General features: G+C 66.7%; 14 protein-coding genes and 1 pseudogene. 6 read left to right on the top strand and 9 right to left on the bottom strand.

Features of this window, described 5'->3' with window-relative positions:
* The first annotated feature begins 62 nt into the window (after positions 1-62).
* A complete protein-coding gene (locus LK459_RS17450) occupies positions 63-1,124 on the top strand; it encodes a PHP domain-containing protein (RefSeq protein WP_227919805.1) in 1,062 nt (353 codons plus the stop codon).
* Here the strand turns inward: LK459_RS17450 and LK459_RS17455 are convergent.
* Positions 1,106-2,449, bottom strand: a complete 1,344-nt coding sequence (locus LK459_RS17455; protein ID WP_227919806.1) for a multidrug effflux MFS transporter — start codon at positions 2,447-2,449, stop codon at positions 1,106-1,108. The two genes, LK459_RS17450 and LK459_RS17455, sit on opposite strands and share 19 nt — an antisense overlap.
* Positions 2,450-2,586: 137 nt before the next feature.
* Here LK459_RS17455 and cynS point away from each other — a divergent pair, with 137 nt between their 5' ends.
* From cynS to LK459_RS17470, 3 genes are all read left to right on the top strand, one after another.
* Positions 2,587-3,039, top strand: a complete 453-nt coding sequence (gene cynS, locus LK459_RS17460) for a cyanase (protein ID WP_007238811.1) — start codon at positions 2,587-2,589, stop codon at positions 3,037-3,039.
* 203 nt (positions 3,040-3,242) lie between these two features.
* Entirely contained in the window at positions 3,243-3,902 is a 660-nt protein-coding gene (locus LK459_RS17465) for a class I SAM-dependent methyltransferase (RefSeq protein ID WP_227919808.1), read from the top strand.
* A 95-nt stretch (positions 3,903-3,997) separates the two neighbouring features.
* Positions 3,998-4,438 (top strand): hypothetical protein, encoded by a 441-nt coding sequence (locus LK459_RS17470; protein ID WP_227919809.1) that lies wholly within the window; start codon positions 3,998-4,000, stop codon positions 4,436-4,438.
* A gap of 15 nt (positions 4,439-4,453) precedes the next feature.
* Here the strand turns inward: LK459_RS17470 and LK459_RS17475 are convergent, their stop codons facing one another.
* Positions 4,454-5,287 carry an ABC transporter ATP-binding protein gene (locus LK459_RS17475; RefSeq protein ID WP_227919810.1) on the bottom strand — a complete coding sequence of 278 codons (834 nt, stop codon included), beginning with the start codon at positions 5,285-5,287 and terminating at the stop codon, positions 4,454-4,456.
* On the bottom strand, positions 5,284-6,324 hold the full coding sequence (locus LK459_RS17480) for an ABC transporter permease (RefSeq protein ID WP_227919811.1): 1,041 nt from the start codon (positions 6,322-6,324) through the stop codon (positions 5,284-5,286). Before LK459_RS17480 ends, LK459_RS17475 begins: the two co-directional genes overlap by 4 nt.
* A 196-nt stretch (positions 6,325-6,520) precedes the next feature.
* Here LK459_RS17480 and LK459_RS17485 point away from each other — a divergent pair, with 196 nt between their 5' ends.
* Together LK459_RS17485 and LK459_RS17490 are read left to right on the top strand one after the other, a co-directional pair.
* Entirely contained in the window at positions 6,521-7,723 is a 1,203-nt protein-coding gene (locus LK459_RS17485; RefSeq protein ID WP_227919813.1) for a sensor histidine kinase, read from the top strand.
* A complete protein-coding gene (locus LK459_RS17490; RefSeq protein ID WP_227919814.1) occupies positions 7,720-8,355 on the top strand; it encodes a response regulator transcription factor in 636 nt (211 codons plus the stop codon). The genes LK459_RS17485 and LK459_RS17490 overlap by 4 nt, the downstream gene beginning before the upstream one ends.
* 263 nt (positions 8,356-8,618) lie before the next feature.
* On the opposite strand, the pseudogene LK459_RS17495 reads toward LK459_RS17490, so the two are convergent.
* The 6 genes and pseudogenes from LK459_RS17495 to LK459_RS17520 all read right to left on the bottom strand — a co-directional run bounded on the left by LK459_RS17495 (position 8,619) and on the right by LK459_RS17520 (position 13,838).
* Positions 8,619-9,262, bottom strand: a pseudogene (locus LK459_RS17495) (LutC/YkgG family protein).
* Positions 9,259-10,809: a LutB/LldF family L-lactate oxidation iron-sulfur protein gene (locus LK459_RS17500; RefSeq protein WP_227919815.1), complete on the bottom strand. Its 1,551-nt coding sequence runs from the start codon at positions 10,807-10,809 to the stop codon at positions 9,259-9,261. Before LK459_RS17500 ends, LK459_RS17495 begins: the two are co-directional and overlap by 4 nt.
* Positions 10,806-11,546 (bottom strand): (Fe-S)-binding protein, encoded by a 741-nt coding sequence (locus tag LK459_RS17505; RefSeq protein WP_227923833.1) that lies wholly within the window; start codon positions 11,544-11,546, stop codon positions 10,806-10,808. The genes LK459_RS17500 and LK459_RS17505 overlap by 4 nt, the downstream gene beginning before the upstream one ends.
* Positions 11,547-11,774: 228 nt before the next feature.
* Complete coding sequence (locus LK459_RS17510; protein ID WP_227919816.1) at positions 11,775-12,287, bottom strand: acyl-CoA thioesterase; 513 nt, start codon at positions 12,285-12,287, stop codon at positions 11,775-11,777.
* 74 nt (positions 12,288-12,361) lie between these two features.
* Positions 12,362-13,186, bottom strand: coding sequence for a formate/nitrite transporter family protein (locus LK459_RS17515; RefSeq protein WP_227919818.1), 825 nt, complete (start codon positions 13,184-13,186; stop codon positions 12,362-12,364).
* A 325-nt stretch (positions 13,187-13,511) separates the two neighbouring features.
* A complete protein-coding gene (locus tag LK459_RS17520) occupies positions 13,512-13,838 on the bottom strand; it encodes a transglycosylase family protein (protein WP_005171066.1) in 327 nt (108 codons plus the stop codon).
* Positions 13,839-13,892 lie beyond the last annotated feature (54 nt).

Genomic DNA, 13,892 nt, shown 5'->3' on the forward strand with positions numbered 1-13,892 from the left:
GTCGACTGTGCGCTCGTGCGCCGGCTGTGCGCTGCTGCGGAACGCGCGGGTTAGTGTGAGGGATGCGCTCGCTGATCCCGCTCACCGCGCCGGTGACGCCCGTAGATGCGCTCACGCGGATCGCGTGGCTACTCGAGCGGGACAGACAGAGCACCTATCGTGTCGAGGCCTTTCGGCGGGCAGCAGCGACGGTCGCCGAAGTCGGGGACGACGAGATCCGACGACGCGCGCAGGCGGGATCGCTGACCGCGCTGGCAGGCATCGGTACGACCACGGCGGCGGTGATCGACGCCGCAGCGTCCGGCGCGTTGCCGGACTACCTCGATCGTCTGCAGACTGCAGGGGAGCCCTTGATCGGCTCCGACGATCCGCTCTACGCCGCGGTGTGCGGCGATCTCCATGCGCACACGACGTGGAGTGACGGTGGTGCATCCATCGACGAGATGGCCTCGGCTGCACAGGCTCTCGGTCAGGACTGGCTGGCGATCACCGACCACTCGCCCCGTCTCACCGTCGCAAACGGACTCTCGGCGGAGCGGCTCGATGCGCAACTCGATGTGATCGACGAGTTCAATGCTCGCGGCGATGCCGACATCACACTGCTGACCGGGATCGAGGTCGACATCCTCGACGACGGCTCACTCGACCAATCTAAGGACATGCTCGACCGCCTCGACGTCGTGACGGCGTCGGTGCATTCGAAGCTCAGAATGGACGCCGGCCCGATGACACGTCGGATGGTGGCCGCCGTCGAGCATCCGCGGGTGCGCGTCCTCGGGCACTGCACCGGACGGCTGATCACCGGCGGACGCGGTAAGCGACCACAGTCGACATTCGATGCGCATGAGGTGTTCTCCGCCTGCCGTGACACCGGAACCGCGGTCGAGATCAATTCACGTCCCGAACGTGCCGACCCGCCCGACGACCTGCTCGCACTGGCAAGGGATCTCGGCTGTCTGTTCGCCATCGACTCCGACGCTCATGCGCCGGGCCAACTCAGGTTCAAGGCCTTGGGCGCACACCGCGCCGAGGCAATGCAGATCGATCAGGACAGAATAGTGACCACGTGGCCATTGCCTCGGCTACGCGAGTGGCTCGCCGACCCTCACACAGCCTCGTCGTGAACGCGGCCACGCGCTCGCCCGGCTGCCACGAACGCGGTAACGGAAATCGCTGCGCAACAAGCCATCACGATGGCCAGCGGTCCCGCGGTGTCGGAACCCCGGATACTCACCAGAGGTGACACCAGGGCGCCGAGCCCGAACTGCAGAGCACCCAGCACCGCCGACGCCGCACCGGCAGCTGACCCCACATGGCTCATCGCCAGGCCGGTGGCGGTGCCGAACACCAGTCCGAGGCTGCTCACGCACACGAACAGGGGCACCGCGAGCCATCCGGTGGGTGCACCGGTGGCGACCAGGACACCGAAAGTGGCCGTCGCCAGGCACATCACGATCAACCCGGTAGCAACGATTCCACGCAGCGAGCGAGTCGACGACAGTCTGGCGGCGAGTCCGCTGACCGCCATCAGCCCGAGCGCGTTGATTCCGAACATCAGCCCGTACACGCCGGAGCTGAGGCCCATCATGTCCTGATAGACGAATGGCGACGCCGAGATGTAGGACATCATGACGGCGAAGGCGAACGCGAATGCGGCGCTGTACCCGAGGAATCCAACGTCGAGTAACTCCGAGAAGCCGTTGCGCGGAGTGGAGTTCTGCGCGCCGTGTCGTCTCGAGCGCGGCAGGGTCTCGCGGATCACCGTCAGTGCCGACACCAGCATCAGCACCGAGATCGCCAACACCACACCGAGCACACCACGCCATCCGAGCGGCGACACCAGAAGGCCGCCGAGGAGAGGGGCCACCACCGGCGCGACGCCGCCGACGATCATCATCAGACTGAACGCCCGCGCAGCCTGACGACCCTCCGAGAGGTCGGAGATGATCGCGCGGCCGATCACCATTCCCGCCGCACCGCCGAGGCCCTGCGCGAACCGTGCCGCGACGAGCACGCCGATCGACGGTGCGAGAACGGCGACGATACCGGCGGCCACGCACAACGTGGCGCCCGCGATCAGCGGCCCGCGTCGACCGAATCGATCCGACATCGGCCCGAAGACGAGCTGCCCGAGCGTGATGCCGATCAGGAACGCTGTCAGTGAGAGCTGAACGGCCGTCGCCGACGTCTGCAGCTCTACGGTCATCTGCGGGAAAGCGGGCAGATACAGGTCCGTGGCGAAGGGCGCCACCGCCGACAGCAACGCGAGCACCACGAGCAGTAGTCCGCCGACGCCGGGCTTGTCCGCGGATGCGGATGCGGAAGGAAGCCCAGACCGTGGCTTCTGGACGCTGGGGGTCTGCGCGACAGGCGGGGACGTCTGCGCACCGCGGTGATCGGTCGGCTGCGTGTCTCCGTCGGCTCGAGGGGAGGACGACATACTGGTCATCGAATCATGCGGTGTGCGCAGAGCACGCGGTGCCCTGAGCGTTTTCGTCTCCCGAGTGGCGCACACGCGATGTCCGAGCGAGTGTGGACTCGACGCAGATTCGAGAGCCGATGTCGACGAGACCTAGGGAGCCACTGGTGAACGCACCGATCATGTCCAAGTCCGATGCCGCCGAACTGATCGTCGCCGCGCGCATCCGCGCAGGTCTGACGTGGGCCGAGATCGCAGACCGTATCGAGGCACCGCTGGTGTGGACGGTCGCAGCGCTGTTGGGGAAGCATCCGGTCCCCGCAGAGAAGGCCGAGATCGTCTGCGAACTGCTCGGGCTCGGCGAAGGCGTCGCCGAGAGTCTGCGCCTGCAGCCTTCCCGTACCCGCGACGACGAACTGTCCACCGATCCCACGATCTACCGGTTCTACGAGGCACTCGCGGTCTACGGCCCGGCTCTCAAAGAGCTCATCCACGAGGAGTTCGGCGACGGGATCATGAGCGCGATCAACTTCAAGGTCGACATCGCCAGGCGACCCGACCCCGACGGCGATCGCGTGGTGGTCACCTTCGACGGGAAGTTCTTGGACTACCGGTGGTGACCGGCACCCGGTGCGCCGGATCGGCCCCAACGCGCGTGATCGAACCCGAGAGCTCGATCAAACCGCTCGATCAAACCGCTCGATCAAGCACTGTGAGGACTCGATCACATCGGCTCCAGACGCGTCGCCGGTAGCATTTCGTCGGGTTTGTCCGACGGTGGAAGCGGTGTGGCAATGCGTGTTCTGAGGGATGGTGCGAGGTCATGGGCGGTGTGATCAGCGGAGTTCGGCGCCAGGCCGCGCGCGGGGCGGGACTGGTGGCGAGCTACCTGCGCCCCTATTCGTCGGCTCACGGCGTCGACGACTGTGAGGACGAGTACCGCCACGGCGAATGGGACTACCTCGCCAACGAGCAGGAGACCCCGCGATTCCACGTGGTCGCCGGCTACTGCCTACGGACCACGTCCGCACCGCGTGTGCTCGAGCTCGGCTGCGGCGAGGGCTTGTTGGCGCAGCGCCTGTCGCCCACGCACTACGCCCGCTTCGTAGGGGTCGACGCCGCGCCGAGCGCCGTCGAACGTGCGGCGGCCCGCAGCCTGGAGCGTGCGACCTTCGTGAGCGCCGACGCCACCACGTTCGATCCCGGTGACCTCGATCCGGGTGCCGCTGACCCCGCTTTCGACGCGATCGTGTTCTCCGAGATGCTCTACTACCTGCCCGACCCGCTGGGCACCGTGCGCCGCTACGAGCAACAGTGGTTGGCGCCGGGCGGCGAGCTCGTCGTTTCCCACTTCAAGTCGATCGATCTGCCCCAGGCACGGCAGGTCTGGAAGCTTCTGCACTCCGCCTACGACACCCGCCTGCGCACCACGCTCAGTACGGGCAACCTGACCTGGACGATCGAGGCGTTGGCGCCGCGCTGAACCGGTCTGCGCTCGGGTTGGTGGCGAAGAAGCGGTCGCGTCGCCACACTGGAGTTCAGTCCGGTATCCACCGGACACTCGCAGGGAGGTAGACGATGGCAGGCAACAATCCATTCGGCATGGACCCGGAGGATTTCGATCGGTTCGCACGCGAGGCCGGGGACGGTCTGCGCGACATGGTCGGGAAATTCCTCGGTTCTCCCGCCGGCGGTGTTGCATGGTCGTCGGTATTCGAGCAGACCGGTCGCCGCGCCGCTCCCGAGCCGGAGACCACCGGTGACACCGGTTCGGGTGTCTGGGCGGTGTTCGTCACCGATTCCGACGGCGGCGCCCGGGTGGAGCAGGTGTTCGCGACCGAACTCGACGCACTTCGTGCCAATCAACGCAACACCGATCCCGCCCGCCGGGTCCGCTTCCTGCCCTACGGCATCGCGGTCAGCGCACTCGACGTCGAAATGCCCACCCGCGACGGACACGGCACCGGCGAGGTCACCGACGGGTCCGACGGCGACAGCACCGGTGGCCCCACGCTGTAACGGGCACCCGCCGCGTCAGGCGACTTTCGCTGCACCCGCGCCCACGCGCTGCTGCGCCGCAATCTCGTCGTCAGAGAGTGCGCGCAGCCGGCCGTCGACCATTTCGTAGACCGCATCCATCCGGTGTAGGTGGGTCGGATCGTGGGTGACCAGCACGGTCGCGGCGTTCTGTGTGCGTGACATCCTGATCAGCAGGTCGATGATCTCGCTGCCGCGGTGCTGATCGAGCGCACTCGTCGGTTCGTCGACGAGTAGCAGAGCCGGATCGTTCATCAGGCTGCGTGCGATGTTCACCCGCTGCCGTTGCCCACCCGAGAGCTGACCTGGCAGTTTGTGCATGTGCTCGGCAAGTCCCACCTCGGTGAGTAGAGCGCGGGCGTGATCGCGCACCGTGCGGCGTCGCTGCCTGCTCAGGACGAGGTGTTGTCCGAGATGCGCGGTCACCTCGAGCTGTTCGAGTGCCGTCAGCGAGCCGACGAGATTCGACTGTTGGAAGACGAATCCGAGATGGTCGCGGCGCACCCGCGCCGACTGCTTTCGCGACAGCGCGCTCAGTTCGACGACGTCACCGGGCACGCCGCCCGACTCGAGGTCGCTGCCACTCTCAGCAGCCGGCACTGTCGCGATCGAGACGCGTCCGGAGTCGGGTCGGATGAGGCCGCCCGCGACCGCGAGCAGGCTCGATTTACCCGAGCCCGACGGACCTGTGACCGCGACGATCTCGCCGGGTGCTACGGCCAACTCGACGTCGTCGAGTGCTGTCACCCGTCCCGCGCCGTCGGGGAAGGTCAGCGTCACCGCCGACATGTCAAGAGCGGGAATTGTTCTCGGTGAAGTAGTCATGGTCATCGTGCGCCTCCCAGCGCGGTGAGTGGATCGGTGGTGACGAGGAATCGGAGTGCCAACGCTGCGCCGACGAGGCCGAGCGCGATGATCGCGACGGCGGGCACGAGCGTTGTGGATGCGGTGAGAACGAACGGGATTCCGCCGAGGAGACCGCCGACCAGTGCTGTGATCGCGGTTCCGAGCGCGGCGCCGACGACGAGCACCACCGCGGCCTGGCCCAGGGCGTCGCGGACGAGTGAGCCTGTGGAGGCGCCCAGCGCCTTGAGGACTGCGATGTCGGGAACGCGCTGCACCGTCCACACGGTGAAGAACGCGCCGATCACCAACGCCGAGATCACGAACAGCAGAACGGTCATCAAGGTCAGCGAGCTGTTCTCCGCCTTATACGACGCCAACGCAGACAGCGAATCGGCGGAACTGGTGACGGTCGTCTGGGTGCTTCTCGCCACCGACGTGGTGTCGGCGTCGCCGGACGCAGTGAAGGTCGCGACGGTCGCAGCGCCGGAGTGCGGCGAGAGCGCCTGCCAGTCACCGAGCGAGAGATAGACGACAGGGCTGTGGGCGTACCAGTCGTCGCCGACCACTCGCGTGACGGTGAAGCGTTGACCGCCGAGTTCGACGACCGAGCCCGCACTCGCGTGCAGGTCGTCGGCGACCGGGGCGCTCAGTTCGACGTGACCCTGGGCCGGAGCGTCGCGGTCGGTGCCGATGAGTGCCACCGGAAGGGGCGAATCGGGCTGCGTGGACGTCGAGATCCGCGAGCGGGAGATCCCCACGGCGACGGTGCTCGGCTGTGCGGATCGCCATGTGTCGAGTTGTGCTGCGGTGAGCGATGATTCGTCGAACGAGGGGGATGTGCCGGTGTCGGCGAACACCACAGACGAGCCGGGGAGGGCCTGCACTGCGGAGACGTTCTGATGTTTGAGGCCCGCTGTCAACCCGCTGAGGAAGGTGACGAGCACCGCCACCAGCACGACGACGAGCGCGATGAGCGCGAAACGTCCACGAGCGCGACGCAGATCGCGAAGCGCGACATACATCGGGAGTCCTTTCTGCTGCGTCGACCGTGGAGAACCATCGAACGCAGATGTCGATATCGGATATGTCTCCATGCTCGGCCCAGAGCCCCTACGCGCGCGTCGCCCATGAGGGTGCCGTGTTCTCCACCCTTCTTGCGCCGCGATCTCGCACTTTCGATGGATGCGTGCGGCATGTCCGGGGTTATCGTTGGGTCACATGCACACGTCCCCGCTCACCCCCGTCGTCGCAGGACTGCGCTGGGGTCTGCACCTGCTCGCCGTCGCGTTGACCGCGGTGGTGATGGCGCGCGCACTGATCGCGTCCCCCGCCGACATCGCCGCGGCGGTGGTTGCTGCGGTGTGGCTCGCGGTCTACTTCGCCGGCGGGCTCGCACTCGGCGATCGGCGCCGTGCCCTGGCGTGGTTGACGGTCCTGACTACGGTGTGGCTGGTGGAGTTGGCCCTGACACCCGAGGCGACCTACCTGGTGTTCGTCCTGTTCTTCCTCTATCTGCATCTGCTCGGCAGGCGCCGCGGATCAGTGGCTGTGGTGCTCGCGACGGCTGTCGCGGTGATCGGGTACGCGGCGCACAGCGGGTGGTCGGCAGCGGCGGTGATCGGGCCGGTTCTGGGTGCCGGGGTGGCCGTGGTGATCTCGGCCGGCTATGCGCAACTGTTCACCGAAGCCGCGCAGCGCGAACGTCTCATCGACGAATTGGTCACGGCGCGGGCCGATCTCGAGGAACAGCAACAGGCGGTGGGGCGGGCAGCCGAACGAGAACATCTCGCGGCCGAGATCCATGACACCGTGGCGCAGAGTCTGTCGAGTATCCAGCTGCTGCTGCATGCGGCCGAGCAGGCGACGGGTGAGCGAGCGCAGGTATCGATCGCGTTGGCGCGCACCGCAGCTGCCGACGCTCTCACAGAGACCCGACGCCTCATCGCCGAACTGTCACCGGCGCCGTTGGACGGGTCCTCACTCGCTGACGCGCTGCGGCGGGTGGCGGCGGACGCGGCCGGTCACGGAATCGACACCAGCGTGGTGATCGAGGGCGACGTCGAACACCTGGCCATGCCGACCGAGGCCGCACTGGTCCGTATCGCACAGGGCGCGGTGTCGAACGTGGTGCGTCACTCGCAGGCTACGGCGTTGCATCTGACCCTGACCTACACCGACGACGACGTGCACCTCGACATCGTGGACGATGGAACGGGTTTCGCCCCCGACACGTCGGAAGGGTACGGGCTCACCACGATTCGACGGCGTGTCGCCGACCTCGGGGGTATCGCCGACGTCTCGTCCGACGCAGGTGGTACCACCGTCGCGGTGTCGTTCCCCCTCGCTCCCGAGCCCGCCGACGAATCCCGCACCGGGGCCGCGGATGTGACAGCTGCGCACACGAGGGAGGGGCGACGATGATCCGGTTGCTGCTCGCCGATGACCATCCCATCGTGCGCGCAGGCCTGCGGGCGCTGCTCGCGAACGCCGACGACATCGAGGTGATCGGCGAGGTAGCCACTGCAGAAGACGCCGTCGCCTGGTGTGCCGATGCCGACCGGACACCGCGACCCGACGTCGTACTGATGGATCTCCGCTTCGGGGAGGGGCTTTCGGGGGTCGAGGCGACGCGCAGCATTCACGAGTTGCCCCGTGCGCCCCATGTCCTGGTCGTCACCAACTACGACACCGATGCCGACATCCTCGCCGCCATCGAGGCGGGCGCGAGTGGCTATCTACTCAAGGACACCCCGCCCGCAGAGTTACTCGCGGCGGTCCGCGCTGCCGCTGCGGGGGAGAGTGCACTGTCACCGACCGTGGCCACGCGGTTGTTGACCCGCGTGCGCGCGACCCCCGATTCCGTGCTCACGCCACGGGAGATCGACGTCGTCGCTCAGGTGGCGACGGGACGTAGCAACCGAGAGATCGCACGAGCGTTGCACGTGAGCGAGATGACGGTGAAGTCCCACCTCGTGCACATCTTCACCAAACTCGGTGTCGGCTCGCGTACCGCTGCCGTCGCCAAGGCGCGTCGCCAGGGACTCATCGACTGAGGGTTTCAGCCGCGTACCAGGCCTATCATCTCGGACAGTGCGTCGAGATCCGCCCGAGAGGGTTCGATGAGGTGAAGTACGAGATCCCGCGGGTCTCGTGGAGATCCGCGATACGTTCTGCGACCTGCGCCGCGCTGCCGTGCAGGATGTTCACCGAATCCCGGAGTGCTACGTCGTCGATATCGGGGTTCGTCCCGCGGCGAGCGAGAGCCCACCTGGCGACATGCCCACCACCAACCCGCCCGGCGCCGTATCGATTCCGTTCAGCGGCCGTCGCCGGTCACGATGATGACGTGCAGGGTGCGCGGACCGTGCACGCCCTCCACTCGGTCGAGTTCGATGTCGCTGGTCGCGCTCGGCCCGCTGATCCAGGTCTGCGGTCGGTCGGCCGATCCCGCGTCGATGAGTCGGGCGACGGCTTCGGGCACGTCGGTGACGATCTGGTCGGTGCGGATGAGACAGATGTGGACGTCGGGAACGAGCGAGACAGCGCGACGACCCTGGCCAGCCGAATGATCGAGCACGATCGTTCCGGTGTTCGCGATGCCGACGGCCGCCGTGGTGACCACCGCGCCCGCGGCATCGAGTTCGGTCGGGGAGAGGTCGTCGTCGGAGCACCAGGTCACCGGGGCGTCGGCCAGCAGGTCGCGGACCACCGCGTCGGCGATGACGGGGCCGTCGACCGCGGCCAGTGCAGCGGTCACTCGCAGTACGACGTCGTCGGCGCCGACCTGTTCGACGATGGCCTTGTAGTCGGAGACACGCTCGGCGAATCGATCCACCCGACCGAGTTCGCCAGTGCTCACCGGCCGCCCGTAGTCCCAGTCGACGGGCGTGACGTCGTCGGCGGGCACGTCGGCCAAACGGCGCGTACCCGACCGATGATCTCGTCGCGCGCCGATGTCACGCTGGGTCCTCGTCAGATATGTTGTCGCGCTCGCGCTTCCACCACTCGCGGAATGTCTCGGCGGGCGGGACGGGAGTGTCGCGTGCACTCGACCACGGAGACATCGGCCAGGGCAGAGCACCGAGCATGCGGCGGTTGCCGAAGAAGCGGTGGCTCGTGGTGGCGGCCTTCTGCGCGGCTTCGAGCCTGCGATGGTCGGCGAAGATCTTCTCCATGGCCTTCATCGCCATCGCCTCGGCGCTCGGCAGGCCTTTCCGATGCTCGTCGACGACCCGGGTACGGAGGTGAACGAGTATGTCGGGGATGGGAATCCGGACCGGGCATACGTCGAAGCAGGCGCCGCACAGACTCGACGCGTACGGGAGGGATTGGTCGATCTCCGATGCCGTGCCACGCAGTTGGGGTGTGAGGATCGCGCCGATGGGTCCCGGATAGACCGAGCCGTACGCGTGTCCGCCGGTGCGCTCGTAGACCGGGCACACATTCAGGCACGCGGAGCAGCGAATGCAGCGCAGTGCAGCGCGTCCGACCTGGTCGGCCAGGACGCCGGTGCGGTTGTTGTCCAACAGCACGATGTGGACGTCGCGAGGACCGTCGCCCTCGGCGGCGCCCGTCCAGATCGAGGTGTACGGATTCTCGCGTTCCCCGGTGCTCGACCGGGGCAGAACCTGCAGGAACACCTCGAGATCGGCCCAGGTGGGCAGTATCTTCTCGATGCCCACCACCGAGATGAGGGTCTCCGGCAGGGTCAGGCACATGCGTCCGTTGCCCTCCGACTCGACGACCACCAGGCTCCCGGTGTCGGCGATCGCGAAGTTGGCGCCGCTGATACCGACCTTCGCGCGCAAGAACTTCTCGCGCAGGTGTAGCCGTGCTGCCTCGGCGAGCCGTGCGGGTTCCTCGGTCAGGTCGTCGGGCGCGGGCCTGCCCACCTTCGCCATGTTCTGTAGGAAGATCTCGCGGACCTCGCTGCGGTTGCGGTGGATTGCCGGTACCAGGATGTGACTGGGCCAGTCGTCGCCGAGTTGCACGATCAGTTCGGCCAGATCGGTCTCCCAGGCGTCGATACCCGCAGCGGCGAGTGCCTCGTTGAGCTCGATCTCCTGGGTGGCCATCGATTTCACCTTGACGACTTCCGGTGAGCCGGTGTCGCGGACGAGATCGACGATGATGCGGTTCGCCTCGGCTGCATCCCGCGCCCAATGTACGTGTGCGCCCGCGGTTGTCGCCTTCTCCTCGAACTCGAGCAGATACTCGTCGAGGTGACGCAGCGTTCGATTCTTGATCGACTCCGCGGCCACCCGCAGTTGTTCCCAGTCGTCGAGTTCTTCGACGACGGCGGCGCGCTTGTGTCGGATCGTCGACGTCGCATGCTCGAGATTGCGACGCTGCACGGTGTTGGCCATCTCGTGGCGTGCAGCCTTCGGGAACTTCGGCATCCCGACGAAGGTCTCGGTGACGCCGACGTGCGGATGCCCGAGCCCGACGCCGTGGTGTCCGCCCGGTTCCGGGCTGCCCGGGCGTGCGGCGTCGATGATCTCGCTCATGCGGGGTACTCCTCGGTCGACGCCAGGATCTCGGCGAGGTGCATGGTCCGTACTCCTGCCCGTTCGCGTGAGAGCAGTCCACCGATATGCGCCAGGCACGAGTTGTCGCCTGCGACAAGAACTTCGGCTTCGGTGTCGCGGACATGCCGCGACTTGTCGGCTCCCATGGCCACCGAGACGTCGGCGTTCTTCATCGCGAATGTGCCTCCGAAGCCGCAGCACTGGTCGGCCGCAGGCAATTCGACCAGATCGATGCCACGAACGTTGCGCAACAACCGGAGTGGCTTGTCGCCGACGCGTAGCATGCGCAGCGAGTGACACGTCGGGTGATAGGTGACGCGGTGCGGAAAGTATGCCCCGACATCGGTGATGCCGAGTACGTCGACGAGGAACTCACTGAGTTCGAAGAATCTGGGCGTCAGATCGTCGACTGCCAGGCACAGTCCGGTGTCGCCGGTGCGGGCGGCAACCGTCGCGTGCTGGTGACGGACCGACCCGATACAGGAACCCGAAGGAGCGACGACGGCGTCGAATCCCGAGAACACGTCGACGAACTGGCGCACCCCGCCGATGGCCTCGTCGGCGTAGCCGGTATTGGTGAACATCTGTCCGCAACACGTCTGTTGGACGGGAAACTCGACGCGCACGCCCAGTCGCTCCAGCAGCAGCACCGTCGCGCGCGGGGTGTTCGGCCACATCGTGTCGTTGAAGCACGTCGCGAACAGCGCAACTCTCATCGTCGACCACGCGTGGTTCGGATGTGGTGCATCGGTCACCGCCAGGGTGTGTGGGCTGACGACCGGTGTTCCCTGCGACCCGGTCTGTCCTCGACGCTATGGGCACTCGTCGGGAGCGTCAACCGCTGACACACCCGGGTCTGGTGCCGCCGCCCGGATTCTCGGTGCTGTGGCCGCGACTCTCGGTGCTGTGGCCGCGATTCGCGGTGCTGTCGACGGATGGTGCGATCAGGAGTCGCGCGCCGAGCGCAGGGCCGCGCGGCGCAGTTCGGCCTCGGCGAAGCGTCGTTTCTGATCCTCGGTCTCGGGCACGAGCGGCGGCACGGCGTGCGGGCGTCCGTCGTCGCCCATCGCGACCATCGTGAAGTAGCAGCTGTTGGTGTGGCGGCGGATTCCGGAATGGATGTTCTCGGTCTCGACCCTGATACCGACCTCCATCGAGGTGCGGCCGGTGTGATTGATCGAGGCCGACAGGATGAGGAGCTCGCCCACGCGGATCGGTTCGCGGAAGATCACCCGATCAACCGACAGCGTGACCGCGTATCGACGGGAGTACCTGCTCGCGCAGGCGTAGGCCACCTCGTCGAGCAGTTTGAGAAGGGTGCCGCCGTGAACGTTCCCGGTGAAGTTGGCCATGTCGGGCGTCATGAGCAACGACATCGACAGTGTCGACCGGTCGGCGTCGGAGACGTGGTGGCCGTGTGGTGGCTGATCGTCGGGCGGAGGTTGTCCGGCGTCCATGCGGCGATCGTAGCGGGTGCATCGTTCCTGCGTGCGGTGTGTTCGACGACCGCCTCGCCGATCACCGGATGTCGTCAGCCTGCTGGCTGTCCGTCGTTGGAGCGTTCCTCGTCGATCAGTTCCTTCGTCCGCAGCAGTCGAAGCGATGTCACCAGCGCGACACCGCCGACGATGTTGAACAGCACCGCGTACCAGAACCACCCGAGCCAGTCGAGGTAGCTGACGTCGGCACCGGAGAAGATGGCGCCGAAGATCAACAGTGAGTCGAGAACCGAGTGGAACAGCTGCAGACCGGCGAGCAGGAAGGCCGCACCGACGCAGGCAACGATCCGCGCCACAGGCGATTCGGTGCCCTGCTGCATGCGGGTCAGCAGGGTCATCGTGCTGCCGCCGAGCACCGCGAGGCAGATGGATTGCAGATCGAGAGGGGCATTGACGAAGTGCTCGGCGGATTCGGCCAGCGTCGAGCTCCACTCGGGAAATGCGCGGGTCACTATCCACATCATGATCGCGCCACCGACCAGATTGGCCGCGAGTGTGCCGACCCACAGCTTCGCCAGGTCGCGAAGTCTGCCGTCGCGCGCCACGACGGCTGCTATCGGCATCAGGAAGTCTTCGGTGAACAGTTCACTGTGCGCGAGGTAGATGGCGACGAGTCCGATGGAGAACGCCAGCCCCGCGAGAAGATGATTGTCGGTCTGGTGCAGCACGGCGAGCATCGCCATGATGCCCACGGACACCTCTATCCCGCCGAACAGGCCGGTGATGAGGATGGCGCGCCCCGTGCGGTGCAGGCGCTCGGAGCCTTCGGTGACGACGGCGTCGAAGCTGCGCTCCAGCTCGTCTTCGACGGGGCCGTCATTGCGTCCGACGCGCCGTCGTACTGCTTCGTCACTCATGGTGGCCTATCCATCGGGACGAGCCGGGCGGTGGCGTCGTCGGACTGTGGCGTTGCGTCGGTGGCGGGAGCGGCCGGAGCAACTCGTCGGATGTCTCGTCTCGATGGTAGGAGACATCGGCCATCGGATATCGGACATCGGCACGGCGTCGCCGTGTCTGTCGGAACGAGAACGCCCCGCGAGGGGTGAGGACGCGTACTTGACGCGCACCCACCCGCTCGCGGGGCGTTGTGAGACCTCGGGGTCGATGTCTCGGGGTTTCGGCTCTCAGCGTGGGAGGGTCTCGGTGGTCACCGAGGCTCCGGCTGAGGCAGACACCGACGGGTCAGAGGTACTGACCGCACACGGGCCATGCACCGGGGCCCTGTGTCGCCAGAACGTTCTCGGCGACTCGGATCTGCTCTTCGCGCGATGCGTTGGCCGCGCTTCCGCTACCGCCGTTGGCTTCCCAGGTGCTCTGCGAGAACTGCAGGCCGCCGTAGTAGCCGTTTCCTGTGTTGGTTGCCCAGTTGCCACTGCTCTCGCAGTTGGCGACGGCATCCCAGTTGTGTCCATCCGCCGACGCTGTCGCTGTCGCAACACCGAACGGGGCAAGTGCGAGCGCGCCGATGATTCCGGCGCGAAGGGCGGTCTTCTTCATCCGCGTGGTCATAGTTCCTCCTATCAGTCACCCGGTGGGAAAATTTGACTGGTGTCGGGTGACTCG

It is taken from the genome of Gordonia otitidis (assembly GCF_020735545.1).
GTDB lineage: Bacteria > Actinomycetota > Actinomycetes > Mycobacteriales > Mycobacteriaceae > Gordonia > Gordonia otitidis.